Source organism: Paenarthrobacter sp. DKR-5 (assembly GCF_018531425.1).
GTDB lineage: Bacteria > Actinomycetota > Actinomycetes > Actinomycetales > Micrococcaceae > DKR-5.
In genome coordinates this window covers 89,927-116,548 of record NZ_JAHBOI010000002.1, presented here as the reverse complement: position 1 = coordinate 116,548, position 26,622 = coordinate 89,927, and the positions used below count along the sequence as shown (strand labels likewise).

22 protein-coding genes are annotated in these 26,622 nt (G+C 68.4%); 7 read left to right on the top strand and 15 right to left on the bottom strand.

All coding sequences use genetic code 11. The features are described 5' to 3' along the window. Positions 1–64: 64 nt before the first annotated feature. A complete protein-coding gene (locus KIH31_RS03865) occupies positions 65–1,465 on the bottom strand; it encodes a dipeptidase (protein WP_214425776.1) in 1,401 nt (466 codons plus the stop codon). Between the two features lie 60 nt (positions 1,466–1,525). Between KIH31_RS03865 and KIH31_RS03860 the strand changes: the two genes are divergently transcribed. After that, positions 1,526–2,131, top strand: coding sequence for a DUF3043 domain-containing protein (locus KIH31_RS03860; protein ID WP_214425775.1), 606 nt, complete (start codon positions 1,526–1,528; stop codon positions 2,129–2,131). Positions 2,132–2,250: 119 nt separating this feature from the next. Continuing rightward, positions 2,251–3,255 carry an aldo/keto reductase family protein gene (locus KIH31_RS03855; protein WP_214425774.1) on the top strand — a complete coding sequence of 335 codons (1,005 nt, stop codon included), beginning with the start codon at positions 2,251–2,253 and terminating at the stop codon, positions 3,253–3,255. A 22-nt stretch (positions 3,256–3,277) separates the two neighbouring features. Here the strand turns inward: KIH31_RS03855 and KIH31_RS03850 are convergent, their stop codons facing one another. Then, positions 3,278–4,345, bottom strand: coding sequence for a quinone-dependent dihydroorotate dehydrogenase (locus KIH31_RS03850; protein ID WP_214425773.1), 1,068 nt, complete (start codon positions 4,343–4,345; stop codon positions 3,278–3,280). A 61-nt stretch (positions 4,346–4,406) separates the two neighbouring features. Here KIH31_RS03850 and KIH31_RS03845 point away from each other — a divergent pair, with 61 nt between their 5' ends. Beyond that, a complete protein-coding gene (locus KIH31_RS03845; RefSeq protein ID WP_214425772.1) occupies positions 4,407–6,086 on the top strand; it encodes an FAD-binding dehydrogenase in 1,680 nt (559 codons plus the stop codon). 46 nt (positions 6,087–6,132) lie between these two features. Here KIH31_RS03845 and KIH31_RS03840 read toward each other — a convergent pair whose 3' ends face one another. The 3 genes from KIH31_RS03840 to leuA all read right to left on the bottom strand — a co-directional run bounded on the left by KIH31_RS03840 (position 6,133) and on the right by leuA (position 9,554). After that, complete coding sequence (locus KIH31_RS03840; RefSeq protein WP_307857534.1) at positions 6,133–6,948, bottom strand: isoprenyl transferase; 816 nt, start codon at positions 6,946–6,948, stop codon at positions 6,133–6,135. Positions 6,949–6,950: 2 nt separating this feature from the next. Next, complete coding sequence (recO, locus tag KIH31_RS03835) at positions 6,951–7,703, bottom strand: DNA repair protein RecO (protein ID WP_214425771.1); 753 nt, start codon at positions 7,701–7,703, stop codon at positions 6,951–6,953. 105 nt (positions 7,704–7,808) lie between these two features. Then, positions 7,809–9,554: a 2-isopropylmalate synthase gene (gene leuA / locus KIH31_RS03830; RefSeq protein ID WP_214425770.1), complete on the bottom strand. Its 1,746-nt coding sequence runs from the start codon at positions 9,552–9,554 to the stop codon at positions 7,809–7,811. A 196-nt stretch (positions 9,555–9,750) separates the two neighbouring features. Between leuA and KIH31_RS03825 the strand changes: the two genes are divergently transcribed. Next, a complete protein-coding gene (locus KIH31_RS03825; protein ID WP_214425769.1) occupies positions 9,751–11,703 on the top strand; it encodes a M13-type metalloendopeptidase in 1,953 nt (650 codons plus the stop codon). Positions 11,704–11,811: 108 nt separating this feature from the next. Here the strand turns inward: KIH31_RS03825 and KIH31_RS03820 are convergent, their stop codons facing one another. The 5 genes from KIH31_RS03820 to KIH31_RS03800 all read right to left on the bottom strand — a co-directional run bounded on the left by KIH31_RS03820 (position 11,812) and on the right by KIH31_RS03800 (position 17,435). Beyond that, the gene (locus tag KIH31_RS03820; protein ID WP_250545476.1) at positions 11,812–13,419 is read right to left on the bottom strand and encodes an LCP family protein; all 1,608 of its coding nucleotides are present in this window, start codon (positions 13,417–13,419) and stop codon (positions 11,812–11,814) included. 104 nt (positions 13,420–13,523) lie between these two features. Continuing rightward, positions 13,524–14,474 (bottom strand): GTPase Era, encoded by a 951-nt coding sequence (era, locus tag KIH31_RS03815; protein ID WP_214425768.1) that lies wholly within the window; start codon positions 14,472–14,474, stop codon positions 13,524–13,526. Then, positions 14,471–15,874: a hemolysin family protein gene (locus KIH31_RS03810; protein WP_214425767.1), complete on the bottom strand. Its 1,404-nt coding sequence runs from the start codon at positions 15,872–15,874 to the stop codon at positions 14,471–14,473. The genes era and KIH31_RS03810 overlap by 4 nt, the downstream gene beginning before the upstream one ends. Then, entirely contained in the window at positions 15,871–16,344 is a 474-nt protein-coding gene (gene ybeY, locus KIH31_RS03805) for an rRNA maturation RNase YbeY (protein WP_214425766.1), read from the bottom strand. Before ybeY ends, KIH31_RS03810 begins: the two co-directional genes overlap by 4 nt. Then, entirely contained in the window at positions 16,341–17,435 is a 1,095-nt protein-coding gene (locus KIH31_RS03800) for a PhoH family protein (RefSeq protein ID WP_214425765.1), read from the bottom strand. Before KIH31_RS03800 ends, ybeY begins: the two co-directional genes overlap by 4 nt. Positions 17,436–17,812: 377 nt before the next feature. On the opposite strand from KIH31_RS03800, the gene KIH31_RS03795 reads away from it, so the two are divergent. Further along, positions 17,813–18,703 (top strand): GerMN domain-containing protein, encoded by an 891-nt coding sequence (locus KIH31_RS03795; protein WP_307857533.1) that lies wholly within the window; start codon positions 17,813–17,815, stop codon positions 18,701–18,703. A 22-nt stretch (positions 18,704–18,725) separates the two neighbouring features. On the opposite strand, the gene KIH31_RS03790 is transcribed toward KIH31_RS03795, so the two are convergent. From KIH31_RS03790 to hrcA, 3 genes are read right to left on the bottom strand one after another with little or no spacing between them, the layout of a single operon-like run. Beyond that, positions 18,726–19,499 carry a 16S rRNA (uracil(1498)-N(3))-methyltransferase gene (locus KIH31_RS03790; RefSeq protein WP_214425764.1) on the bottom strand — a complete coding sequence of 258 codons (774 nt, stop codon included), beginning with the start codon at positions 19,497–19,499 and terminating at the stop codon, positions 18,726–18,728. 3 nt (positions 19,500–19,502) lie between these two features. Next, on the bottom strand, positions 19,503–20,636 hold the full coding sequence (gene dnaJ / locus KIH31_RS03785; protein WP_214425763.1) for a molecular chaperone DnaJ: 1,134 nt from the start codon (positions 20,634–20,636) through the stop codon (positions 19,503–19,505). 56 nt (positions 20,637–20,692) lie between these two features. After that, entirely contained in the window at positions 20,693–21,706 is a 1,014-nt protein-coding gene (hrcA, locus tag KIH31_RS03780; protein WP_214425762.1) for a heat-inducible transcriptional repressor HrcA, read from the bottom strand. A 180-nt stretch (positions 21,707–21,886) separates the two neighbouring features. Between hrcA and KIH31_RS03775 the strand changes: the two genes are divergently transcribed. After that, positions 21,887–22,735 carry a DUF3097 domain-containing protein gene (locus KIH31_RS03775; RefSeq protein WP_214425761.1) on the top strand — a complete coding sequence of 283 codons (849 nt, stop codon included), beginning with the start codon at positions 21,887–21,889 and terminating at the stop codon, positions 22,733–22,735. Between the two features lie 102 nt (positions 22,736–22,837). After that, positions 22,838–23,263 (top strand): DUF4870 domain-containing protein, encoded by a 426-nt coding sequence (locus KIH31_RS03770; protein ID WP_214425760.1) that lies wholly within the window; start codon positions 22,838–22,840, stop codon positions 23,261–23,263. Positions 23,264–23,419: 156 nt separating this feature from the next. On the opposite strand, the gene hemW is transcribed toward KIH31_RS03770, so the two are convergent. After that, positions 23,420–24,652 (bottom strand): radical SAM family heme chaperone HemW, encoded by a 1,233-nt coding sequence (gene hemW, locus KIH31_RS03765; protein WP_214425759.1) that lies wholly within the window; start codon positions 24,650–24,652, stop codon positions 23,420–23,422. After that, positions 24,652–26,508 carry a translation elongation factor 4 gene (gene lepA, locus KIH31_RS03760; protein ID WP_214425758.1) on the bottom strand — a complete coding sequence of 619 codons (1,857 nt, stop codon included), beginning with the start codon at positions 26,506–26,508 and terminating at the stop codon, positions 24,652–24,654. The genes hemW and lepA overlap by 1 nt, the downstream gene beginning before the upstream one ends. Positions 26,509–26,622: the final 114 nt, after the last annotated feature.

Genomic DNA, 26,622 nt, shown 5'->3' with positions numbered 1-26,622 from the left:
CCGCGGAGTGGTCCGAGGCCTGCTTCCATGCTACGACTCCGACCCGGCCCGCCGTAACCGTGGCTCAGAGTCCGCTGGCGTTAATGCGGGCGAGCAGGAGCGCTTCCGCGAGGACCGCGTTGCGGAAATCGCCCAGATGCAGCGATTCGTTGGCGCTGTGGGCCCGTGAGTCGGGGTCCTCGACGCCGGTGATCAGGATCTGTGCCTGCGGGTACAGCTCGGTCAGGTCCGCGATGAACGGAATCGAACCGCCGATCCCGCTCTCCACCGGCTCCACGCCCCAGGCCTCCCGGAGGGCCCACAGCGCGCTGCGGGCGGCGGACGACGCCGTGTCGGTGGCGAAAGCGCTGCCGGTCTCCCCCGGTGTGAAGACCACCTGGGCGCCGAAGGGGGCGTGTGATTCGACGTGGCGCCGTACCGCTTCCATCGCCTCGCCCGGGTCGCTGCCCGGGGCGAGCCGCAGGCTGAACTTGGCCCGGGCGGAGGGCTGCATGCTGTTCGCGGCGACCGACACGGCCGGCACGTCGATGCCGATGATCGACAAGGCGGGCTTGGTCCAGAGCCGCGAGGCGATGCTTCCGGTGCCCGCCAGTTGGACGCCGGCAAGCACCGACGAATCGGCCCGGAACTGTTCCTCCGGCATGTCCACGGCCGCGTGGTCCTCGGCGACCAGGCCCTCGATGGCCACCGCGCCGTCGTCGTCGTGCAAGGTCGCTATCAGCCGCGCGAGCAGCGTGGGGGCGTCGAGGACCGGGCCGCCGAACATGCCCGAATGGACCGCATGTTCCAGGACCTTGACTTCAATGGTTCCGTCCACGAGCCCCCGCAGGCTGGTGGTGAGGGCGGGAACGCCGACCTTCCAGTTGCCGGAGTCCGCCACGACCATCACGTCGGCGCGGAGCAGCTCGCGGTGGGTCTCCAGGAACGTGCGGAACGTCGGCGACCCGGCCTCCTCTTCACCCTCGATGAAGAGCGTGATGCCGAGCCCGAGATCCTCCCCCAGAACCTTGTGCAGGGCACGGAAGGCGCCCACATGGGCGAGGATGCCTGCCTTGTCATCCGCGGCGCCCCTCCCCCAAAGGCGGCCCTCGTGTTCGACGGCGTTGAAGGGCTCGAAGGTCCACAGGTCAAGGTCCCCGGGGGGCTGCACGTCATGGTGGGCGTAAAGGAGCACTGTCGGTTTGCCCTCGGCCGCGGGCTTGCGGGCGACCACCGCAGGGCCTCCCGGAGTGCCGTCGGCCTTGTCCACCCGCAGGATCCGCACGTCCTCGATGCCGGCGTCGCGGATCAGTTCGGCAACGGCCGCCGCACTGCGGTCAAGCTGCTCGGGGTCGAACGCCTCCCAGGCGATCCCCGGGATCGCGACAAGGTCCTTGAGGTCGGCCAGGATCGTGTTGAAATCGGCGTCGACGTGCCCGCGCAGGGCGTCGACCGGGAGGGAAGCGTTATCCGGGGCTGAGGTCATACGCCACACCCTACCTGCGGGTAGGTCGGGCACCAACCGGCGGCAGGGTATTCTGGTTCGGTGTTTGGACGCCATAAAGAGACCCCTTCCGCGCAGCAGGCCGCGGATGAAACAGCCGCGCTAGCTGCGGACCAGGAACGCAATCGGACGGCCGGCAAGGGTGCCCCCACCCCGACGCGCAAGCAGCAGGAAGCGGCCCGACGACGCCCCTTGGTTCCAACCGACCGGAAGGCCGCCACGGCGGCTGCCCGCGAGGCGGACCGCGCGGAGCGTGCCAAGGTCCGCCAGGCGCTCGACACCGGCGACGAGCGCTACCTGCCGATCCGTGACAAGGGCCCGCAGCGCCGCTTCGCCCGCGCCTACGTCGACTCCCGCTGGAACCTCGGCGAGTTCCTGATGTTCGCTGCAGTCCTCTTCGTGATCCTGTCCCTCGTGGTGCCGGTGAGCAGCGTCGGCCAGGTGTACGTGCTGGGAGCCTTCTGGATCCTGTTCATCGCGGTCTTCATTGACGGCTTCATTGTTTTCCGCGGGCTCAGGAAGGCGCTGGTCGCCAAGTTCGGCGTCGCCGAGCGCGGTGTGCCGTGGTACGGCACGATGCGCGCCATGCAGTTCCGGCGGCTGCGCCTGCCCAAGCCCCAGGTCAAGCGCGGCGAACGCCCCAGCTGACTCCTGCCGCATTTCGGCACCACAGCGGATCCCCGTCCTCACCGAGGCGGGGATCCTCTTTTTGTCCAAATCACCTTCTGGCAGCTTGGTTTGGGCTGGCCCGTGAGTAGGGTGGGCCCATGGCATATCGATACCTTGGAAACTCCGGTCTGAAGATCTCCGAAATCACCTACGGCAACTGGCTCACGCACGGCTCGCAGGTGGAAAACGACGTGGCGACAGCCTGCGTCCGCGCGGCGCTGGACGCCGGCATCACCACTTTCGACACGGCGGACGCTTACGCCAACGGCCGCGCCGAGAAGGTCCTCGGCACGGCGCTGAAGGAAGAGCGGCGTGAATCGCTGGAGATCTTCACGAAGGTCTACTGGCCCGTCGGCGAGAAGGGGCCCAACGACGTCGGGCTCTCCCGCAAGCACATCATGGAGGGCATCCACGGCTCGCTGCGGCGGCTGCAGATGGACTATGTGGACCTGTACCAGGCACACCGCTACGACTACGAAACCCCGCTCGAGGAAACCATCCAGGCGTTCGCCGACGTGGTCCGGGCCGGCAAGGCGCTCTACATCGGCGTTTCCGAATGGACAGCGCAGCAGCTGCGGGACGGGCAGCGGCTGGCCCGCGAGGCAGGCTTCTCGATCATTTCCAACCAGCCGCAGTACTCCGCGCTCTGGCGCGTCATCGAGGCCGAGGTCGTCCCGGCCTCGAAGGAACTGGGCATCTCCCAGGTGGTCTGGTCCCCCATGGCCCAGGGCGTTCTCTCTGGCAAGTACCTTCCGGGCAAGCCTGCTCCGCAGGGGTCCCGGGCTACGGACGAGCAGGGCGGGAAAGACACCATCTCGCGCTTCATGAGCGACGAGGTGCTCAGCCGGGTGCAGCTGCTCAAGCCGGTGGCGGACGAGCTGGGCATCAAGATGTCCCAGCTGGCGATCGCCTGGGTGCTGCAGAACCCGAACGTCGCAACAGCCCTGGTGGGCGCGTCGCGGCCCGAGCAGGTGGCGGAGAACGTCAAGGCCGCGGGCGTGGTGGTTCCGCCGGAGCTGATGGCGCGGATCGACGAAGCGCTGGGCGACGTCGTCGAACGCGACCCGTCCAAGACCGTGAGCCCGGAGAAGCGGCCGGCCTAGTTGCCTGCCCGCGCCGCCTGCCTCAGCGGGCGGTGCGGGCGAGCTCCCGGTTGATCCGCGCGGCCCAGAACGGGCCCTCGTACAGGAATGCGGTGTAGCCCTGCACCAGGGTGGCGCCGGCGGCAAGGCGTTCGCGGACATCGGCGGCGGTTTCCACTCCCCCGACCGAGACCAGCACCATCTCCTCCCCTACAGCAGCGCGCAGCTGCTTCAGCACGGCCAGCGACCGGGCTTTCAGCGGCGCTCCGGAAAGACCGCCGACGCCGAGCGCGACCACCTTTGCCGGATCTGTGCGCAGCCCCTCGCGGGTGATCGTGGTATTGGTGGCGATGATGCCGTCCAGTTCCATGTCCTTGGCCAGGTGGGCGACGTCGAGGATGTCCTGGTCGCTGAGATCAGGGGCAATCTTCACCAGCAGCGGCACATGGCGGCCCGCGGCGCCGTCGGCAGCCGCCCGGACCGCCTTGAGCAGCGGCCGGAGGGAGGCAACATTCTGGAGCAGGCGGAGCCCCGGCGTGTTCGGGGAACTGACGTTGACCACGAGGTAGTCGGCGTGCGGCGCCAGTTCGCGGGCGGACAGCTCATAGTCCGCCACGGCGTGCCGCAGGTCCACCACCTTTGTCTTGCCGATGTTGACGCCCACCACCGGACGGCGGCTGCGGTAGCTCTTCTCCAGGCCCGCACGCGCGGCCCGGAGCCGGGGGGCCACCGCCGCAGCGCCGTCGTTGTTGAAGCCCATACGGTTGATGACCGCCCGGTCCTCCACGAGCCGGAACAGCCGGGGCCTGGGGTTGCCGGGCTGGGCCTGGCCGGTGATGGTGCCGACCTCGACATGCCCGAATCCGAGGTCCGTGAGCGCCTGGACCCCGTGGCCTTCCTTGTCGAACCCGGCAGCGAGGCCGAACGGCGAGGGAAACACCAGTCCCAGGGCGTGGGTGGTGAGGTTTGCCGGCGGCTGGGTGAAGCGGCGGAGGGCGGCTCCGGCCCCCACCCGGTGCGCGAGCCGGATCAGGCTGAATCCGATGCGGTGAGCCCGCTCGGCGTCCATGCCGGAAAAGACCACGCGGAAGAAGGTGGGGTAAATTCGCATGCCCTTAGTTTTCCGGTTGGGCGTTCCCAACACCAAACCGGTGACGGGCTAGCATGAGGCCATGGCCAACTCAGAGCAAGCCGGGGCAGAGGCGCTCCAGGCCGACGTCATCGTCGTCGGTGCCGGGCTGGCGGGCCTGGTGGCGGCCGCGCATGCCTATGCTGCGGGCCGGACGGTGCTGCTGCTCGACCAGGAGCCCGAGGCCTCCGCAGGGGGCCAGGCGCACTGGTCCTTCGGGGGCCTGTTCCTCGTGGACTCGCCGGAACAGCGCCGCCTTGGCGTCCGTGATTCGGCCGAACTGGCCCTCGCCGACTGGATGGGCTCCGCCGGCTTCGACCGGCCCGAAGACCACTGGCCGCGGCGGTGGGCAGAGGCGTATGTCGCCTTCGCCGCCGGGGAGAAGCGCGCGTGGCTGAAGTCCCTCGGCGTCAGCTGGTTTCCGCTCGTGCAGTGGGCTGAACGGGGCGGGTATGACGCCCTCGGCCACGGCAACTCGGTGCCGCGCTTCCACGTGACCTGGGGCACCGGGCCCGCACTGGTGCAGCCCTTCCTGGCCAAGGTGCAGGAGGGAGTGGACCGCGGCCGGGTGAAGGTCCGGTACCGCCACTGCGGCCGGGAGCTCGTCCGCACCGGCGGGCGGGTCAGCGGGGTCGCCGGCGATGTGCTGGAGCCGTCGGCGAGCCGGCGGGGCGAACCGTCGTCGCGCATCCCGGTCGGCAGTTTCACCGCCGAGGCAGGCGCCGTCGTCGTCACCACCGGCGGGATCGGCGGCAACCACGACACGGTGCGGGACCTCTGGCCCGGGGGTGCGGCGCCGGACTACCTGCTCAGCGGGGTGCCGGCCTCCGTCGACGGAAACTTTCTCTCCGCGGCCGAACGTGCGGGCGCCCGGCTGGCCAACACGGACAGGATGTGGCATTACCCGGAGGGCGTGCACAACGTCGACCCGGTGTGGCCGCGGCACGGGATCCGGATCCTCTCCGGGCCCTCTCCTTTATGGCTTGACGCCCTCGGGCGGCGACTGCCCGTACCCCTGGTCCCGGGTGCGGATTCCCTGGGCGCGCTGAACCACATCGCCGCCACCGGCTACCCGCATTCCTGGTTCCTGCTCAACCGCACGATCCTCGACAAGGAGTTCGCCCTCTCCGGCTCGGAGCAGAACCCCGACCTCACAGGAAAGGACCTGCCGCTGCTCGCCCGGCGCGTGCTCCCGGGCTCGACCGGGCCGGTGCAGCGGTTCCTTGACGAGGGCATTGACTTCCTGCAGGACCCGCGCCCGTCCGGCCTGGCCCGCAAGATGAACGCGCTGGCCGGCGAGGACCTCATCGATCCCGTGTCGCTGGCACGGGTGATCGAGGCGCGGGACCGGCAGGTCGAGTCCGGACTCGGGAAGGACTTCCAACTCAACGCGGTGCGCGCGGCACGGCGGTTTGCCGGCGACCGCCTGATGCGCGTCGTGCCCCCGCACCGCCTGCTGGATCCGCGGCACGGACCGCTGGCAGCGGTCAGGCTTTCAGTGCTCACGCGCAAGAGCCTGGGCGGGATCGGGACCAACCTGTCCGGCCAGGCCCTCGATGCCGACGGTGGCGTGGTGCCCGGGCTGTACGCGGCAGGAGAAGCCGCCGGCTTCGGCGGCGGGGGCATGCACGGCTACCGTTCGCTGGAGGGGACGTTCCTCGGGGGCTGCCTCTTTTCCGGGCGGCTGGCGGGGCAGGCAGCCGCCGCAGACGTCGCCGGCTGAGCGGAGGTCCGGTAGCAGCGGTCCGGTAGCGGCGGCCCGGCGGCGTCTAGCTTCCGGCAGCCGGGGCCGGGGCCGCCGCGTCCACGGCGCCCCCGTAGCGCCGGTCGCGCCGGGCGAACGTGTCGACGGCGTCCCACAGGGTGCGCCGGTCCACGTCCGGCCAGAGCGTGTCGAGGAAGACGAACTCGGCGTAGGCGGACTGCCACAGCATGAAGTTGGAGAGCCGCTGTTCCCCGGAGGTGCGCAGGAACAGGTCGACGTCGGGCAGGTCCGGTTCGTCGAGGTGCTTCTGGATGGTCTTTTCGCTGATGGCCCCCGGCCGGAGCCGGCCGGCGGCCACCTCTTCGGCGATGGCGGTCACGGCGTCGGTGATCTCGGCGCGCCCCCCGTAGTTCACGCACATCGTCAGGGTGCAGGTGCTGTTGCCGCGGGTCTGCTCCTCGGCAACTTCGAGTTCCTTGATCACCGACTGCCACAAGCGCGGCCGCCGGCCCGACCACCGGATCCGCACGCCCCAGCTGTCCAGCGTGTCCCGCTGGCGGCGCAGGACGTCCTTGTTGAAACCCATCAGGAAGCGCACCTCTTCGGGCGACCGCTTCCAGTTCTCGGTCGAGAACGCGTAGACGGTGATGTACTCGACGCCCAGCTCGATGGCCCCGGCCACAACGTCCAGCAGCGCAGGCTCCCCCGCCTTGTGCCCCTCGATCCGCGGCAGCCCGCGCTGGTTGGCCCACCGGCCGTTGCCATCCATCACGATGGCCACGTGGCGGGGCACCAAGGCCGCCGGCAGCTCGGGCGGCACGGCGCCGGACGGGTGCGGATAGGGGCGGACGACGGACGGGCGACGGCGCGAAAAGGCCACTATTAGACTCGCTCCACGTGCTTGAGGGACCGGACGGCACGCTCGAGGTGCCACTGGAGATAGCTTGCCACAAGCCCCGCCGACTCTTTGCGGTGCTGCGGGTCCGAGCTGTCGGCGACCTGCCAGTTGCCCGACAGCAGTGCGGCGAGCAGCAGCATCGTCTCGCGGGCCGGGGCCGGGGAGCCCGGCGGGCGGCAGTCATGGCAGACGGCGCCGCCGAGCGGGGCCGAAAACGCCCCGTGCGGCCCCGGGGCGCCGCAGCGGGCGCAGTCGGTGAAACTCGGGGCCCAGCCGCCGGTGGCCAGCGCCCGCAGCAGGTACGAGTCCAGGATGAGTTCCGGGGCGTGGTCCCCCCGGCTGAGCGAGGCGAGGGCGCCGACGAGGAGCAGGAACTGGGCGGTGGCGGACTCGCCGTCGACGTCCGTGAGGCGTTCGGCGGTTTCCGTCATCGCGGCGGCGACCGTGTACCTGGTGTAGTCGGCCACGATGCCCTCGCCGTACGAGCCGATCGAGACCGCCTGCGTCACGATGTCCAGCGTGCGGCCGGACACGAGCTGCAGGTCGGCCACCATGAACGGCTCCAGCCGGGCGCCGAACTTGCTGCTCGTGCGCCGCACCCCCTTGGCGACGGCGCGGACCTGACCATGCCGGCGGGTCAGCAACGTGATGATGCGGTCCGCTTCGCCCAGCTTGTGCGTGCGCAGGACGACGGCGTCGTCGCGGTAGGTGCGCGAGGCGAAGGAGCTTTTGGACACCCTTCATTCTCCCACCGCCCGGCCTGAACGCGCGAACGGCCAGCTGTGGCGGCCTCGCGTCACGCGAGGCCGCCACAGCTGGCCGTTCGGCCGGCCCCGAGGGGCCTAGATGTTGTGGTCGCGGATGGCCCGGTTCACTGCTGAGATGACCGCCTTGAGCGAGGACATCGACGTGTTCGCATCGATGCCCACGCCCCAGAGCACCCGCTCGCCCACGGCTGCCTCGACGTAGGCCGCAGCGCGCGCGTTGCCGCCCTCGGACAGGGCGTGCTCGCTGTAGTCCAGCACCCGCACGTCCACCCCGTCCTGGTGCAGGATGTCCAGCAGTGCCGCGATCGGGCCGTTGCCTGTTCCCGTGCGCCGCTGCTGCGCGCCGTCGACCATCATGGTCGCGTGCAGAGTCATGTTCCCGTCGTCGTCGGTTTCCGTGTTCAGCGTGCCGATCGAATAGCGGCCCCACTTGCGGTCCGCGTCCCCCGAGGTGCTGGGCAGGTACTCGTCGCTGAAGATCTCCCAGAGCTGCTTGCCGCTGACCTCGCCGCCCACCGTGTCGGTGCGGCGCTGGATGACACCGGAAAATTCGATCTGCGCCCGGCGCGGCAGGTCCAGGCTGTGCTCGTTCTTCAGCAGGTAGGCCACGCCGCCCTTGCCGGACTGCGAGTTGACCCGGATGACTGCCTCGTAGCTGCGGCCCAGGTCCTTGGGGTCCACCGGCAGGTACGGAACGGCCCAGGTGAACTCGTCCACGGGTACACCGGCAGCCGCCGCGTCCTTCTCCAGCGCCTCGAAGCCCTTCTTGATCGCGTCCTGGTGCGAGCCGGAAAAGGCGGTGAAGACCAGGTCGCCGCCGTACGGGGAGCGCTCCGGCACCGGCAGCTGGTTGCAGTACTCGACCGTGCGGCGCACCTCGTCGATGTTCGAGAAGTCGATCATCGGGTCAATGCCCTGGCTGAACAGGTTCAGGCCGAGGGTCACCAGATCCACGTTTCCGGTGCGTTCGCCGTTGCCGAAGAGACAACCCTCGATCCGGTCGGCGCCGGCGAGGTAGCCCAGCTCGGCGGCCGCGACGCCCGTGCCGCGGTCGTTGTGCGGGTGCAGCGAGAGGATGATGCCCTCACGCGGATGCAGGTTCCGGCTCATCCACTCGATGGAATCCGCGTAGACATTGGGCGTGGCCATCTCGACGGTGGCGGGCAGGTTGATGATCACCTGGCTGTCCGCGGAGGCCTCGAACACATCCGCGATGGCGTTGCAGACACGCACGGCGTACTCGGGCTCGGTGCCGGTGAAGGACTCCGGCGAGTACTCGTAGGTGATGTGCGTGTCCGCCAGCGTCTCTTCGTACTTCTTGCACAGCCGGGCACCCTGCAGGGCGATGTCCAGGATACCGTCCTCGTCCTGGTTGAACACCACGCGGCGCTGCAGCACCGACGTCGAGTTGTAGAGGTGCACGATCGCCTGCTTGGCGCCGACCAGCGACTCGTAGGTGCGCTCGATCAGGTGCTCACGGGCCTGGGTCAGCACCTGGATGGTGACGTCGTCGGGGATGTGCCCGCCCTCGATCAGCTGGCGGACGAAGTCGAAGTCCGTCTGCGAGGCCGACGGGAAGCCGACCTCGATCTCCTTGTACCCCATGCCGACCAGCAGCTTGAACATCTTCAACTTGCGGGCCGGGCTCATCGGGTCGATCAGGGCCTGGTTGCCGTCGCGCAGGTCCACTGCGCACCAGCGCGGAGCCTTGGTGATGACTTTGTCCGGCCACGTGCGGTCCGGCAGCTGGACCGTGATCTGGTCCTGGAAAGGGGTGTAACGCTGGAACGGCATTCCGGAGGGCTTTTGTGCGTTTCGCATGAGATGGCCTTTGCTCAGAGGTTCTTAGGACTCGGTAGACCGGGCATACCAAACTCCGCAGCGAGGGTTCGGCCTGTCACAGATTCGTGTGTGTGGCCCCGCCGCGGCAGCTAAGAAGGAGCATTCCATTGCGCACATTCCCAACTTAGCACGGCACGTAGGATGAAAGTGAACCGCAGCACAGTGAGGAGCTCCAGTGACCCGTTCCGGAATTATCCTGGCCAACATCGACCCCGAGGTCCGGCCGCAGGACGATCTCTACGCCCATGTCAATGGCACATGGCTGCGGTCGGCGGTGATTCCCGACGACCGGCCGCTGGAGGGGTCCTTCACCGAACTGCGTGACGGCGCCGAGCTGGCGGTGCGCAGCATCATTGAGGATGCGGCCGGCCACGAGGGCGACGACGGCGGCCTGCGCGCCAAGATCGGCGACCTGTACGCCAGCTTCATGGACGAAGAGGCCATTGAACGGCGCGGCGACGCTCCGCTGCAGGAGCGCCTGGCCCGGGTGGCCGCGGTCGCCGACCGGGAGGCGTTCATCAGCCTGCTCGGGGAGTTCGACCGCTCCGGCGTCTCCGGCCTGATCGACTATTCGGTCAACAGCGACGCCGGCGACCCGACCCGCTCCCTGCTCTACCTCTACCAGGGGGGCCTGGGCCTGCCCGACGAGTCGTACTACCGCGAGGAGAAGTTCGCCTCCATCCGCACGGCCTACGTCGAGCACATCACCAGGATGCTGTCCTTGGCCGGTCTCCCCGGAGCGGCGGAGTCCGCTGAGGCCGTGATGGGCCTGGAAACGGCCCTCGCCAAGCACCACTGGGACAACGTCACGCTGCGGGACCCGCAGAAGACCTACAACCTCAAGGACGCCGCCGCTGCCGCCGCCCTGATGCCCCAGCTGCCCCGGTGGTTCGAAGGAGTGGGGATCCCGGAGGACAAGCGCACCGAGCTGGTCATCGGCACCCCGGATTTCTTCTCCGGTGCCGCCACCCTGCTCGAGTCCGAGGACCTGGCCACCTGGCGGTCCTGGCTGGCATTCCGGCTGATCCGCTCCGCCGCGCCGTACCTGCCCGCCGCGTATGTGGCAGGGAACTTCGCGTTCTACGGCACCACGCTCAGCGGCACGCCGTCGAACAGGGAACGCTGGAAGCGCGGTGTCAGCCTGGTCGAAGGGGCCCTCGGCGAAGCGGTGGGCCAGTTGTATGTGGAGAAGCATTTCCCGCCGTCGCACAAGGCCCGGATGGAGGCGCTCGTGGGCAACCTGATCGAGGCCTACCGCGAGAGCATCAGTTCGCTGACCTGGATGAGTGCCGAGACCATTGCCAAGGCGCTTGAGAAGCTGGAAAAGTTCCGGCCCAAGATCGGCTACCCGGTCAAGTGGATCGACTACTCGACGCTCCAGGTGGACCGTTCGGACTTGCTCGGCAATGTCGAACGGTCCCACGTGTTCGAGCTCAACCGCCAGCTCGACAAGATCGGCGAGCCGGTGGACCGTGACGAATGGTTCATGACCCCGCAGACCGTCAACGCCTACTACCACCCGCTGCTGAACGAGATCGTCTTCCCGGCCGCGATCCTGCAGCCGCCGTTCTTCGACGCGGAGGCCGACGACGCGGTGAACTACGGCGGCATCGGTGCCGTGATTGGGCACGAGATCGGGCACGGCTTCGACGACCAGGGCTCGCAGTTCGACGGCGACGGCGCGCTGCGGAACTGGTGGACGGACGAGGACCGTAAGGCGTTCGAGGCGCTCACCGCGAAGCTGGTCGAGCAGTACAACGCGCTCTCCCCCGCGATCGCACCCGGGCACCATGTCAACGGCGCCCTCACCCTGGGCGAGAACATCGGCGACCTCGGCGGTCTGACGATCGCCCATCGCGCCTACGTGATCAGCCTTGACGGCAAGGAGCCCGAAACGCTGGACGGCCTGACAGGCTTCCAGCGCTTCTTCTTCTCCTGGGCCCAGGGCTGGCGGCAGAAGATCCGGCAGGAGGAAGCCATCCGCCGCCTCGCCGTGGATCCGCACTCCCCCAACGAGTTCCGCACCAACGCGATCGTGAAGAACATGAGCGAGTTCCACGAGGCGTTCGGCGTCACGGACCGGGACGGCCTGTGGCTCGACCCGGCGGACCGGGTGCGCATCTGGTAGCTGCCAGGCAGCGCGAAAGGCCAGTTACGGCGGCTTCGCCTGAGTCGAAGCCGCCGTAACTGGCCTTTCGCGCAAGGTGCGGGAGGCGGACGTCCGCCGTCCGCTGCGTCAGTAGTTGCCGAACCCGGACTGGCAGGTCACCTGCTCGGCCGTCTGGCCGTTGAGCCCGGAAGGGAGCCCGCCCCCTTCGTTCAGCTTCACGCCGGAGGCGAAGTCCTGTCCGATCCGCAGCTCCAGGCCGGAGAATCCGGCCAGCGGGGAAATCTGGGCTGCGGGGATCCCGTAGAGCTTCGCGGTTTCCTGGGCGATCTCCTGGTAGCCGGGCCCGTAGAACAGCTGGGTGCCGGAGATCGTGGCGGGACCGTCGTTGGGCACCGCCTGCGCCTGGGTGTACCCGTTGCTGACCGCGACCTTGCTCAGCGCAGTGTCCCGGCCTGCCGTGCCGGAAGCGTTCACGAAGCTGAACGGCACAGCCGCCTTGTCGAACGCCGGAGCTGCCGGAGCGGCGGGGGTGCTCGGCGCGGCGGGCGCGGCACTGGCCGGGGCCGCCCCGGAAGAGGCGGCAGGCTTCGACGCGGCAGCCGACGGCGCCGGCTTGGCGCTGGCGGTCACATCGCCGTCGGCCCGCAGCGTCGCGAACAGCTTCGCGGACGCGTCAGGCTGCAGCTGCAGCCGGTTCGGGTCCTGGTCCCAGGGCTCGACCGGGGCGGTGATAAAAGCCACCTTGGAGAGGTCGACGTCCTTGAGCCGGTTCGCCATGGAAACGAGGGCCGGCACGTTGTTCAGCCCCTCGTCGACGGTGAGGTTCTTGGTCACGGTGTCGGCAATCGCCAGGACCTTGCCGACGTCGGTCAGGGTGCCGTTGGACTTGATCTTGCGGGTCATCGACGCGAGGAAGCTTTGCTGGGCCTTGATCCGCCCCTCGTCGCCGCCATTGCCGAAGCCGTGTCGGGTACGCAGGAAGGACAGTGCCTGTTCGCCCTGGATGGAACTGACACCGGCCGGAAGCTTGAGCCCGGAAAGCGGGTCGTCGATCGCCTGGTTCACACAGACGTCGACGCCTCCGAGGGTGCTGGTCAGTTCCTTGACGGCGTTGAAGTCGGCCATCATGAAGTGGTCCACCTGCAGGCCCGTCATCTTGTTGATAGCGGCAACCGTGCAGCCCGGGCCGCCGAAAGAAAGGGCGCTGTTGAGCTGGCCGACGGCCTGGGGTGCCGAGGTCTTGCCTGTCGCGGGGTTTTTGCAGGCCGGGATGGGAACCATCAGGTCACGGGGGAAACTGACGACCGTCACACGCTTGCGGTCCGCCGAAAGGTTCATCAGCATCATCACGTCCGAGTTGCCCGAGCCGGTCGAGTCCGCCGCGCTGCCGTAGGCGCCGTTCTTCCCGGCGCGCGTGTCCGTGCCGAGGATGAGGATCTGCAGCGGGTCGTGGTTCTCGTCCACGGGGGCGGCGCTCGGCGCGTCAGGGTTGAGGTTCAGCGGGGCGGAGACAATGTTGCCCTGCAGCCGCCCCACCTGGATGGCAGCGAAAGCGATGACGCCCACGAGGACAGCAGCGACCGCGGCGGCCGCGATCTTGAACCAGCGCGGCAGTCGCTTGGGCGCACGCATGTGGCGCCCGGCGGTGGTGCTCTCACCAGCCGGGTGCGGTGCGCCGGCATCGATATTGCCCTGTGCGGCATTGCCGCCGCGAGCAGAACGACGTCGGCTCAAAATTCAACCCTTTTCTCGAACAGTAAAGCGATCAAGCCATTCTACGGGCCGAATCTGGGAATCTTCCCGGAACAGCCAGGCGGACGCGCCAGTGCGGTCGGCTGTCAGAAGCCCAGCCGCACGAGCTGCTTCGGATCACGCTGCCAGTCCTTGGCCACCTTGACGTGCAGGTCCAGGTAGATCCGGGTGCCCAGGAGGGCCTCGATCCCGCGGCGCGCGTTGCTGCCGACCTCGCGCAGCCGGGAGCCGCCCTTGCCGATGATGATGGCCTTCTGCGACGGGCGCTCGACGTACAAATTCACCCGGACGTCCAGCAGCTGGTTGTCCTCCGACCGGCCTTCCCGGGGGATGATTTCCTCCACGACGACGGCCAGTGAGTGCGGCAGTTCGTCCCGCACGCCCTCCAAGGCTGCTTCGCGTACCAGCTCGGCCACCATCACGGCCTCGGGCTCGTCGGTCAGTTCGCCGTCAGGGTAAAGGGGCGGCGACAGCGGCATCTGCTTGATCAGCACGTCCGCCACCGTGTCCACCTGGTAGCCGTCGGCGGCGGACACCGGCACGATGTCGGTGAAACCGTCCTCGCCAAGGACCTCCCGGCCCAGTTCGGTCACCGCGAGCAGCTGTTCGGCCAGCCTTGCGCGGTCCACCAGGTCGGTCTTGGTGACGAGGGCGATGATCGGCTTGCGGCCGACGGCGGCGAGCTGGGCGGCGATGAACCTGTCGCCGGGGCCGATCTTTTCATTCGCGGGCAGGCAGAAACCGATTGCGTCCACCTCGGAGAGCGTGTCCGCCACGAGGTCGTTCAGCCGCTGTCCGAGCAGGGTGCGGGGCCGGTGCAGTCCGGGGGTGTCGACGAGGATGAGCTGCGCGTCCTCCCGGTGGACGATGCCGCGGATGGTGTGCCGCGTGGTCTGCGGCTTCGCCGAGGTGATGGCGACCTTCTGGCCGACCAGCGCGTTCGTGAGGGTCGACTTGCCCGCGTTGGGGCGCCCGACGAGGACCGCGAAGCCTGCCCGGTAGTCCGCTGCCGGACCGTCCTGTGGTGTGCTGCTCATCGGCTTCTCCCTGCTGTTCGTCGTTCCCGGTGCCCGTTGTGGTGCCCGTTATGGTTCGAGTTGTTGTTCCCTGCCGGCGACTCGGCGGCGTCCTGCTCGTCCCGCCGGCCGGCCTCGGACATCAGATCCATCAGGTCCGTGTCCTGTTGGGGCGCCCTGCTGGCGATGATCTGGCTGACCCGGTTGCGGCGGCCCTCCAGCCGTTCCGCGCGGAGGCCGATGCCGGCGACCTCTACCTCGCTTCCGACAATCGGAACCCGGCCGAGGGTCTTCGCCAGCAGACCGCCCACGGTGTCCACTTCGTCGTCCTCGAGCTCGATACCGAAGAGCTCCCCGAGGTCCTCCACGCTGAGCCTGGAGCTGACGCGGTACACGTCGTTGTCGAGCTGCACGACTTCCGGCTTCTCAGAGTCGTATTCATCGACGATCTCGCCAACGAGCTCCTCGATGAGATCTTCGAGTGTCACCAGCCCGGCCGTCCCGCCGTATTCGTCGATGACGATTGCCAGGTGGGTCGACTCGCGCTGCAGTTCACGCAGCAGCTCGCTGACCAGCTTCGACTCGGGAACATAGCGCGCTTCCCGGGCAATCGCGTCGACCGGCGGGGCCTCCGCGCCCTCGGCAAGCGAATGCAAGGTGGCGACGACGTCCTTGAGGTAGATGACGCCAAGAATCTGGTCGGCGTTTTCCCCCAGGACGGGCATCCGGGAGTAGCCGGACCGGAGGAAGAGGGACATCGCGTCCTCCAGCGTGGCGCCCGCGTCGATGCTGACGATGTCGGTGCGCGGCACCATCACCGAGCGCACCATGGTGTCGCCGAAGTCGAACACGGACTGAAGCAGTTCCGCTTCGTCGTTCTCGATCATCTCGGACTCGCTCGCCCGGTCCACCAGCTCGCGGAACTCCTCCTCGCTGAAGAAGGCTCCATCGATCCGCGGCGCACCGGGAGTGACGGCGCTGCCGAGCGCCACCAGCCAGCCGGGGATGGGGCCGAGGACCCAGCAGAGAAAGCGGATCAGCGGCGCGGTCCAGCGCACGACACCGGCGGAATGCATGCGCCCGAGCTGGCGGGGCGAGACTCCCACGAGCACAAATCCGATTCCCGCCATCACCACGGTGGCCAGCAGGCCGGCACTCCAGACGTTGGCGAGCAGGCTGTTGAACAGCACGGCAACGGCGACCGCCGCGGCCATCTCGAACCACACGCGCCAGAATCGAAGGGCGTGGATGTGCGGAACGGGGGCCTGCAGGATGTGGTTCAGCGCCGGACGCTGCCGCCCGGAGGTCATCGTCTCGGCTTCGTGCCGGGGCAGGTAGCTGAACGCAGCTTCGGCTGCCGTCAGGACGGCGGTCACGGCCAGGAAGACCAGCGCCATGCCGATCAGGGCCAGGAAAGTCACTGCATGGTCTCCAGCGGGGCATCCCTGCCGAGGAAGCCGGAGAGCAGTTCGCGCTGCAGGCCGAACATCTCTTCCTTCTCCTCCGGTTCGGCGTGGTCGTAACCAAGCAGGTGCAGCAGACCGTGGGTTTCGAGCAGGAGGATCTCCTCCTCCATCGTGTGGCCGGCGGCTTTAGCCTGGGCGGCCGCCACCTGCGGGCAGATCACGATGTCGCCGAGCATCCCGGCGGCCGCGGGGCGGCTCGCCGTGCCCGGCCGCAGCTCGTCCATCGGAAAGGACATCACGTCCGTGGGGCCTGGCTCGTCCATCCACTCGATGTGCAGGCGCTCCATGGCTTCTTCGTCGACCAGGATCACTGACAGCTCGCTCTGCGGGTGCAGGTAGAGCTTGTCCATGATGAACCGGGCGAGGCGCGTCAGCTCCTCCTCGTTGGCCGGCAGTGCGGATTCGTTGTTGACCTCGATGCTCATGCGCGGCCCTCCTGGCGGCTGCGGCCCGGTCCGGCGTGCTGTGCGCGCCGGCGCTTGGCGTCGTCCCAGTTGCTGTAGGCGGTGACGATGTCGCTGACCAGCCGGTGGCGAACCACGTCGGACGCGTCCAGTGTGCTGAAGTTGACGTCCTCGATGCCCTCGAGGATGTCCGCGACCACCCGCAGACCGGAGCTGGCCCCGGACGGCAGATCCACCTGCGTCACGTCGCCGGTAACGACCATCTTGGAGCCGAAGCCGAGGCGGGTGAGGAACATTTTCATCTGCTCGGGCGTCGTGTTCTGCGCCTCGTCGAGAATGATGAACGCGTCATTGAGGGTGCGGCCTCGCATGTAGGCCAGCGGCGCCACCTCGATGGTGCCTGCCGCCATCAGCCGCGGGATCGACTCGGGGTCCATCATGTCGTGCAGGGCGTCGTAGAGCGGGCGCAGGTACGGGTCGATCTTGTCGCTGAGCGTGCCGGGGAGGAACCCCAGCCGCTCCCCCGCCTCTACGGCCGGCCGGGTCAGGATGATCCGGTTGACTTCCTTGTGCTGCAGCGCCTGTACGGCCTTGGCCATGGCCAGGTAGGTCTTGCCTGTGCCGGCGGGGCCGATGCCGAACACAATAGTGTTGCGGTCAATGGCGTCCACGTAGCTCTTCTGGTTCACCGTCTTGGGCCGGATGGTGCGGCCGCGGCTGGAGAGAATGTTGTGCGTCAGCACGTCCGAGGGGCTTTCGACCGCCTGGTCCTTCATCATGACGACGAGCCGCTCAAGCACCGCCGGCGTGACGGCCACATTTCGGCCCACCAGTCCGCGCAGTTCGCCCAGCAGGCGCATGATCAACGGGACGTCAGTGTCCGGACCGGTGATGGAGAGCTCGTTGCCGCGGACATGAAAATTGACTTCGGGATAGCTCGCCTCGATGAAACGCAGCGCTTCATCATGCGTGCCGAGGGTGAGCACCATCTGTTCGGTCGAATCGAAGGACACGATCTCTGTCCTCGTTCCGGCAACCGTGTGCGGGAACGAGCCGGCAGCAACATCGGTGAGTGGTCCGGGAATACTGGTGCCCGTCGACGAATCAGTCATGGTAGCGGCCCGCGGCCTTTGTTCTCTCCTTGGTCAGTCCGGCCGCCGCCGGAGCCTGCCGGCGGCGGATTCTTGTCCTCCTATGGTACGGCACCGCGGGCCGCCGGGAAGGGCGGCGGCGCAGGTATCGACTCAGTCTCGGCACGGTATCAATCAGGTTTCAGTTCGGGCCCAGGCGGCTCCAGCCCCCGATTCGGGCCTCCGGCTATGCCAAGCTGAAATGCGTGGGTGGTCCGCCGGGGAGGCGGACGCACCGGCACACACTTGTCCCGGCGGACCACCGCCGGTCCCTCCGCCTCAGAAAGGGTCGCATCATCAGGTCCACCGGCGTCCGTTCCGCCTCCAGCGCCCTCGCCCGCGCCGCGGGGTGGTTGCTGGTGCCCGCAGCGGCGCTCGTGCTCAGCGGCTGCACCGGCGTTCCGCGGCCCGAAGGGTCCGGCTCCTCGCTGCCGATGAGTCCGTATTCGTATTCGACGTCGGCGAACCCGACCATCAGCAACGCCCCGCTGGAAACAGCGCAGAGCGCGTCGAAGACGCCCGTGTACTGGCTGGGCCGCAGCAATGATGCGGTGAATCTTTACCGCGAGTTCCTCGATGTCCCGGATCACGGTGACCCGATTTCGTCGGCGTTGTGGGCCATGATGAGCCAGCGGCCCGCCGATCCGGAGTACTTCACCGCGTGGCAGCGGCCCACCCGGCTCGGCGCCTCCATCTCGGGGAAAAACCTGATCACCGTGGACGTGTCGCACGACGCGTTCGGAGGGGACCTCGACGCCGGGATGGCACAGCGCGCGGTCCAGCAGCTTGTCTTCACCGCCACCGCGGCCGCGGGAGCCGCCGGACTGGTCGATTCGAACGAAGCGATCCAGGTGGTGGTGCTGGTCGACGGCCATACTGACTACGCCGCATTCGGCCATGTGAAGCTCGGGCAGCCGATGCTCCGCGACAGTTCGCTGCAGGCGCCGGTCTGGATCATCGACCCGCAGGAGGGCTCCCAGGTCCCGGACGGACATCTGAAGATCACCGGCCGCGGGGTGTCGCCGACCTCGACCCTGAGCTGGCAGATCCTCAAGCTGGACGGCAACGGCAGCAAGAACGTGTACCTCAGCGGCAGCACCCAGCTCAACAGCCCCAAGGGGCAGATGGGCGACTTCGCCGTGACGGTGAACCTGGCGCCGGGCAAGTACGAGGTCCGGGTCTTCCAGCCGTCCCCCGGTCCCGCCCAGCTTCAGCAGAACGTGGACAGCAAGTCCATCACGGTTAAATAGGCTGGCCAAGTGGGCCGGCCGGTCAGTCCCAGCGTCCGAGGTATTCGCTGATCACTGCGATTGCGGCCGGTCCGGCCGTCGAGGACCGCAGGACGTGCGGACCCAGCCTGACGGTGGACGCGCCCGCCGCGCTCAGCCGTTCCACTTCGCGCGGGCTAATGCCGCCTTCCGGGCCGACAATGACCATGATCCGCTCGGCGCCGCGCTGGTCCGCCGGTCCGACCCTGCGCTGCAGGACGGAGCGGATCGACTCCTCTGCGTCCTCGTGCAGCACCAGGGCCACAGTGCCGGGAGCTTCGGCTGCGGCGGCAAGCGCAGCCGTGTCCGCAAGGCCGGATACATCGGGGACGACGGCGCGGCGGGCCTGCTTCGCGGCGGCAGCCACCACGGACTGCCATTTGGCCAGCGACTTGGCGGCGCGCTCGGCCTTCCAGCGCACGATCGCCCGCTCGGACTGCCAGGGCACCACCGCGTCGACGCCGAGTTCGGTTGCCGTCTCGATGGCCAGCTCGTCCCGGTCCCCCTTGGCCAGCGCCTGCACCAGGGTCAGGGACACCGGCGGCGCGGGTTCGCGGCCGGCGGCCTCCACCGTCAGCTCCAGCTCCCCGTCCGCGGCTCCGAGCACGGTGCAGCGCACCCGCAGACCGGCGCCGTCGACGACGTCGACAGCCTCGCCGGGGCCGAGACGCTTCACCGTCGCGGCGTGCCGGCCTTCCGGGCCGCCCAGGACGAAGGTCGAGCCTGGAACCAGCGGTGCGAGGAGTTCGGCGGGCGCGAAGAAGATCGGCGCTGTCACGGCCTAGAGGTTGCCGAAGCGGTCGCGCAGCTTCGCGAACATCCCGCCGCTGGTGACGAGCTTGCCCTCCGAGGAATGCTCCCCGCGCAGTCCGGCCAGCTGTCGGAGCAGGTCTTCCTGGGCCGGGTCGAGCTTCGTCGGGGTCTCCACCTGGAGGTGCACCTTCAGGTCCCCGCGGCCGTAGCCGCGCAGGTGGGTCACGCCCATGGCCTTCAGGGTGACCACTTCGCCGGACTGGGTTCCGGGCTTGACCGCGATCTCCTGCTCGCCGTCGAACGTCTCCAGCTTGAGGTCGGTGCCCAGCGCAGCAGCTGTCATCGGCACGCTCAGCGTGGCATGCAGGTCATCGCCCTCGCGGACGAAGGTCGGGTCATTGTTGACCCGGATCTCGACATAGAGGTCGCCCGCCGGGCCGCCGGCGACACCGGCTTCGCCCTGGCCGCCCAGCTGGATCCTGGTGCCTGTGGCGACGCCTGCGGGGACCTTGATGGTCAGCGACCGGCGGCTGCGGATGCGGCCTTCACCGTGGCACTCGTTGCACGGGTCCGGGATGACCGTGCCGAAGCCCTGGCAGGAACCGCAGGGGGCCGCCGTCACGACCTGGCCCAGAATGGAGCGGACGGTGCGCTGGACCTGCCCGGAACCACCGCAGATGTCGCAGGTGACCGGCGAGGTGCCCGGGCGGCAGCAACTGCCGTCGCAGGTGGGGCAAACGACGGCTGTGTCCACCTCGATCTTCTTGTTGGCGCCGAAGACGGCGTCCTTGAGGTCGATGCGCACGTTGATGAGCGCATCCTGGCCGCGGCGCACCCGTGAGGCCGGCCCGGCCTGGCCCCCGCCGCCGCCGAAGAAGGTCTCGAAGATGTCCTGGAAGGCGAAGCCCGGCCCGGCGTAACCGCCGCCGCCCCCGAAGCCGTTGTCGGTGCCGTTCTCGTTGCCGGTTGTGTCGTAGACGCGGCGCTTCTGGGGGTCCGACAGCACCTCGTAGGCGTGCGAGACCTGCTTGAATTTGTCCGACACGTCCTCGCCGGGGTTCACGTCCGGGTGGAGTTTGCGGGCGAGCTTGCGGTAAGCCTTCTTGATCTCTTCGCTGGTGGCGTCCCGCGAAACCCCAAGGACGTCATAGTGAGTGCTCACAGTATGCTTTCTCTTCCTCTTGTACTACTGGTGCAGCCGGCGGCGCTGGCGCGCTGCTATCCGGCCAGAATTTTTGACAGGTAGCGGGCGACGGCGCGCACGGCGGCCATCGTCGTGGGATAGTCCATCCGGGTGGGCCCGAGGATCCCGATCTTGGCGGTCGAGTCCGGCCCGTAGGCGGTGGCGACGACCGAAGCTTCGGCCAGGCTGTCGTAGGCGTTTTCCCGTCCGATGCTCACGGCCACGCCGCGCGCGTCCTGCGCCATTTCGGACAGCAGCCGCAACATCACCACCTGCTCCTCCAACGCTTCGAGCACCGGCCCGATGCTCAGCGGGAAATCGACGTTGGAGCGTGCGAGGTTGGCAGTTCCGGCAAGCACGATCCGGTCCTCCTTCGCGGCCTGCGACAGCGCTTCCAGCGCCGTGGCAGCCCGTTGCGCCACGGCCTGCAGCTGCGCCGGCACGGAGCCCAGGATGAGAGGAAGGACCCGCGGCAGCGCGCTGAGCGACGTGCCCACGCATTTGGCCAGGAACGCGGCCCGCAGTTCGGCCACATTTGCGTCCGTGATGTCCTGGCCCGTCTCGATGACCCGCTGCTCCACCTTGCCGGTCTCGGCGATCAGCACGATCAGCAGCTGCCGGGGAGCCAGCAGGACGAACTCCACATGCCGCACCGCAGCGCTGTTCCAGTGCGGGTACTGCACGACGGCGACCTGGTTGGTCAGCTGCGAGAGCAGCCGCACCGTCCGCTCGAGGATGTCATCGAGGTCATCCGCCCCGTTGAGCAACGCCTGGATGGCCCTCCGCTCAGCCGCCGACAGCGGCTTGACCGCGGAAATCTGGTCCACGAACAGGCGGTAGCCCTTGTCCGTGGGAATACGTCCGGCACTCGTGTGGGGGGCGGCAATCAGGCCTTCCTCTTCTAGGGCGGCCATGTCGTTGCGGATGGTCGCGCTCGACACCCCGAGCTTGTGCCGCTCGACGAGCGCTTTGGAGCCGACGGGCTCACGCGAGTGGACGTAGTCCTCCACGATGGCCCGCAGGACTTCCAGCCGCCTCGGTTCGCTCACGGGTCACCTCCACTGTTCGTCGCAGCCGTTGGGAATGAATGCAGTTAGCACTCAACATGCTCAAGTGCTAAGTCTAATACGACCACCCGGCTTGTTAATATGGGTTAGCCCCGGGCGAAAAGCACGCCGCGCCGCGCCGCGGCCGGGGAATCAGCACCGACGGCCGGAAGAGGCGGAACCTTGTCCTACCACCAGTGGGGTCCCCAGGACCTGAGCGCCCCCCGCAAGGAAGCCCTGCCCGAGGTGCCGGCCGAGCCGGGCCTGGTACTCGAAGATGTCCAGAGCGGATGGGTCGGCGCGGTGACCCGGGTCGAAAAGTCCGGCGGGATGCACGTCATGGCGCTGGAGGACCGGCGCGGCAAATCCAAGTCCTTCCGGCTCGGCTTCGGCTTCCTGCTCGACGGCAGGCCGGTGAAGGTCGTCGCACCCGTGGCGAAGACAGCTGCGGCGCCGCAGCGCACCGCCTCCGGTTCCGTGAAGGTCGCCGGGCAGCGGGCGCGCGTCGCCAAGGCCAGCCGCATCTGGGTCGAAGGAAAGCACGACGCTGAACTGGTCGAAAAGGTCTGGGGAGATGACCTGCGGGTGGAAGGCGTCGTCGTCGAACCGCTGCACGGCGTTGACGATCTCGCCGCCGCCGTGCGGGACTTCTCCCCCGGCCCGGACCGCAAGCTCGGCATCCTGGTGGACCATCTGGTGGCGGACTCGAAGGAGTCGCGCATCGCCGCAGCCGCCATGGCGGTTCCCGGGGCGCGCGGCAACGTCCTGATCGTCGGGCACCCCTACGTCGACGTGTGGCAGGCGATCAAGCCGCAGGTGCTCGGCATCGAAGCGTGGCCGCAGGTGCCGCGGTCGGTGGAGTGGAAAGTCGGAATCCTCACCGCGTTCGGCTGGCCGCACGAGGGTCCGGCCGACATCGCCATGGGGTGGAAACGCCTGCTTGGCGCGGTGCACAGCTACGCGGACCTCGAGCCGTCGCTGCTCGGCCGCGTCGAGGAGGTCATCGACTTCCTGACCGCTGAAGGCGGTTGAGCCGCCGCCGCGAGCGGGGCGCCTCCGGCAGCACGTATCCTTGAAGCAGTAATGGACGCGATCAGCGGCCCGAATAAGCACCGCAGAGGAAAGACAGTGACCATGAGCCCGCGCGAAGAACACCCGGACCGTCTGGACCGTGGCGCCGCTCCGCAGCAGCCGCCCTACCAGGGTGTGGCCCCGAACGCCTTGCCACTGACAGCGACCGAGGACCGCCAATGGGCCACCCTCGCGCACTTCGGCGGGATCCTCGGCTTCGTGCCGTCCCTGCTCATCTACCTGGTCTTCCGCGACCGCGGCCCCTTCACTGCCCAGGAGTCCAAGGAAGCGCTGAACTTCACGCTGCCGCCCACGGTGGTGGCGATGCTCGCCAACCTGCTGGTGATCATTCCGGCGGTCGGCAACATTTTCGCGGTGCTGGCCACCTTGATCTGGCTCGGCATCGCGGTGTTCTCCGTCATCGCCGGAATCCGCGTCAACCGCGGCCAGCCGTACCGCTACCAGTACAACCTGCGCCTCATCAAGTAGCCCCGCCAGGCCAGCTGCCCCGGGTCAGGACCCGGGCAGGACGCAACCCCGGGTCAGGACCCGCGCGAACGGCCAGTTGTGGCGGGCTTTCCGCGCCGGAAGCCGCCATTGGCGCCCTTTCGTGCGGTGTGCGCGGTGCGAGGAAGTTCCGGGGCGTCAGTCCTCGGGCAGGAGGCGCCGGACGACGGCGTCGGCCAGCAGCCGCCCGCGTAGGGTCAGCACGACCCGTCCACCAAGGGCGGCGGCCCCGTCCACGAGCCCTTCGGCGATCAGGCCCGCCACTTCCCGCCGCGCCGGCACCGCCAGGCTTGAGCTCTGCAATCCCTCCGCCAGCCGTGTCAGCAGCATCACGCGCTCCACCTCGCGCGTCGGCGCGTCCAGCGTCTCCCGTCCGGCCGCCGGGGACTCCCCGCGGCCCAGCCGGCCGGCGTAGGCCACCGGGTGCTTCACATTCCACCAACGGACTCCGCCCACGTGCGAGTGTGCGCCCGGCCCGAGGCCCCACCAGTCCTCGCCGCGCCAGTACGCCAGGTTGTGCCGGCAGGCGTCCTCCGGGGTGCGCGCCCAGTTGCTCACCTCGTACCAGGACAGTCCGGCTGCCTGCATCCTCTCGTCGGCCAGCACGTACTTGGCAGCATGGTCGTCGTCGTCCACCGGGGGGACCTCACCGCGCCGGATCCGGGCGGCCAGCTTCGTGCCGTCTTCAACGATCAGGGCGTAGGCGGAGATGTGGTCCGGCTCGTAGCCGAGCGCAGCATCCAGTGAGGTCTCCCAGTCCTGCATGGATTCGCCGGGGGTGCCGTAGATCAGGTCAACGCTGACCTTCAGGCCCGCTTCCCGCGCCCATTCGACCGCCAGCGGGACGCGGGACGGTTCGTGGGTGCGGTCCAGGACCTTGAGCACATGCGGCACCGCCGACTGCATCCCGAAGGAGACGCGGGTGAACCCACCGTCGGCGAGCTGCTGCAGCGATTCCGGCGTCACGGAGTCCGGGTTGGCTTCGGTTGTCACCTCGGCGCCGTCCTCGATGCCCCATTCGGCCGTCGCCGCAGCCAGGATATCCACGAGGTCGGGCGCCGGCAGCAGCGTCGGGGTGCCGCCGCCGAAAAAGACCGTGCTCAGCGGCCGCGGAGGCAGGCCGGAGGCGCGGAGAGCTTCGGCCGCGAACCGGACCTCCTGCACGGCAGTGCCAGCGTAGGCGTCCTGCGAGGCTCCTCCGCCAAGTTCACGCGCGGTGTAGGTGTTGAAGTCGCAGTAGCCGCAGCGCACCGCACAGAACGGGATGTGCGCGTACAGGCCAAAACGCCGCTCGGCGGCGCCGGCGGCGGCCTGGGCCGGCAGCACGCCGTCGGCGGGAGCCGGATCCCCGAGGGGTAGAACGCTGGGCACTACTTCTTGGCCTTGTCCTTCGATGACTCGTCGGAAGACAGTGCGGCGATGAAGGCTTCCTGCGGGACCTCGACGCGGCCCACCATCTTCATCCGCTTCTTGCCTTCCTTCTGCTTCTCGAGCAGCTTGCGCTTACGGGTGATGTCGCCGCCGTAGCACTTGGCCAGCACGTCCTTGCGGATCGCCCGGATGTTCTCACGCGCGATGATGCGCGCCCCGATCGCAGCCTGGATGGGCACTTCGAACTGCTGGCGCGGGATCAGTTCGCGCAGCTTGCTGGTCATCATCACGCCGTAGGCGTAGGCCTTGTCGCGGTGGGTGATGGCGCTGAACGCGTCCACCTGCTCGCCCTGGAGCATGATGTCCACCTTGACCAGGTCGGCCACCTGGTCCCCGTCCGCCTTCCAGTCCAGCGAGGCGTAGCCGCGGGTGCGGGACTTGAGCATGTCGAAGAAGTCGAAGACGATCTCGGCCAGCGGCAGTCGGTAGCGGATCTCGACCCGGTCCTCGGACAGATAATCCATGCCGCCGAGGACGCCACGGCGCTGCTGGCACAGCTCCATGATGGAGCCGACGAACTCGTTCGGGGCCAGGATGGTGGCCGACACCATGGGCTCACGGACCTCCATCACCTTGCCCGTGGGGAACTCGCTCGGGTTGGTGACCGTGACGATGCTCTTGTCCTCCAGCGTCACCTCGTACACCACGTTCGGCGCCGTGGAGATCAGGTCCAGGTTGAACTCGCGTTCCAGCCGTTCCCGCACGATTTCCAGGTGCAGCAGGCCAAGGAAACCGACACGGAAGCCGAACCCGAGGGCTGCGGAGGTCTCGGGTTCGTAGACGAGGGCGGCGTCGTTGAGCTTGAGCTTGTCGAGCGCGTCCCGCAAGACCGGGTAGTCGGTGCCGTCGAGGGGGTAGAGGCCGGAGAACACCATCGGCTTCGGGTCCTGGTAACCGCCCAGGGACTCCGCGGCCGGGTTAGCCAGATTGGTGACGGTGTCACCCACCTTGGACTGGCGCACGTCCTTCACACCGGTGATGAGGTAGCCCACCTCGCCCACGCCAAGGCCGTTGGACGGCGTCGGCTCCGGGGAGCTCACGCCGATCTCGAGCAGCTCGTGGCTCGCCTTCGTCGACATCATCTGGATGCGTTCCCGGGGGCTCAGCTTGCCGTCGACCACCCGCACGTAGGTGACCACGCCGCGGTAGGTGTCGTACACCGAGTCGAAGATCATGGCCCGCGCGGGGGCATCAGGATCGCCGACCGGGGCCGGGATCTCCTGGACCACCTTGTCCAGCAGCGCCTCCACGCCGACGCCGGTCTTGCCGGAGACGAGCAGCACGTCCTCCGGCTCGCCGCCGATCAGCTTGGCGATCTCCGCGGCGTACTTCTCCGGCTGCGCGGCCGGCAGGTCGATCTTGTTCAGGACCGGGATGATCGTCAGGTCGTTTTCCATCGCCAGGTAGAGGTTCGCGAGCGTCTGCGCTTCAATCCCCTGCGCCGCGTCGACCAGCAGCACGGCGCCCTCACACGCCGCGAGCGAGCGGGAGACCTCATAGGTGAAATCCACGTGGCCCGGCGTGTCGATCATGTTCAGGGCGTAGGCGGTGCCGTCGACTTCCCACGGCATGCGCACGGCCTGGGACTTGATGGTGATGCCGCGTTCGCGCTCGATGTCCATCCGGTCCAGGTACTGGGCGCGCATGTCCCGGGATTCGACGACGCCGGTCAGCTGCAGCATGCGGTCCGCAAGGGTGGATTTCCCGTGGTCGATATGCGCAATGATGCAGAAGTTACGAATGATCGCCGGATCGGTGGCGGCAGGCACCGGAGCGGTGCGGGCCATCGGTGACACGCGGGTTCCTCACTGTTGGACACTATGGAGTTAACAGTCTCCCACGATCGCAGCGCCGACGTCGTCCCCGCGCGCCGCCCACTCCCCCGGGCCCGGCGGCCCTTAGCGTGGGGC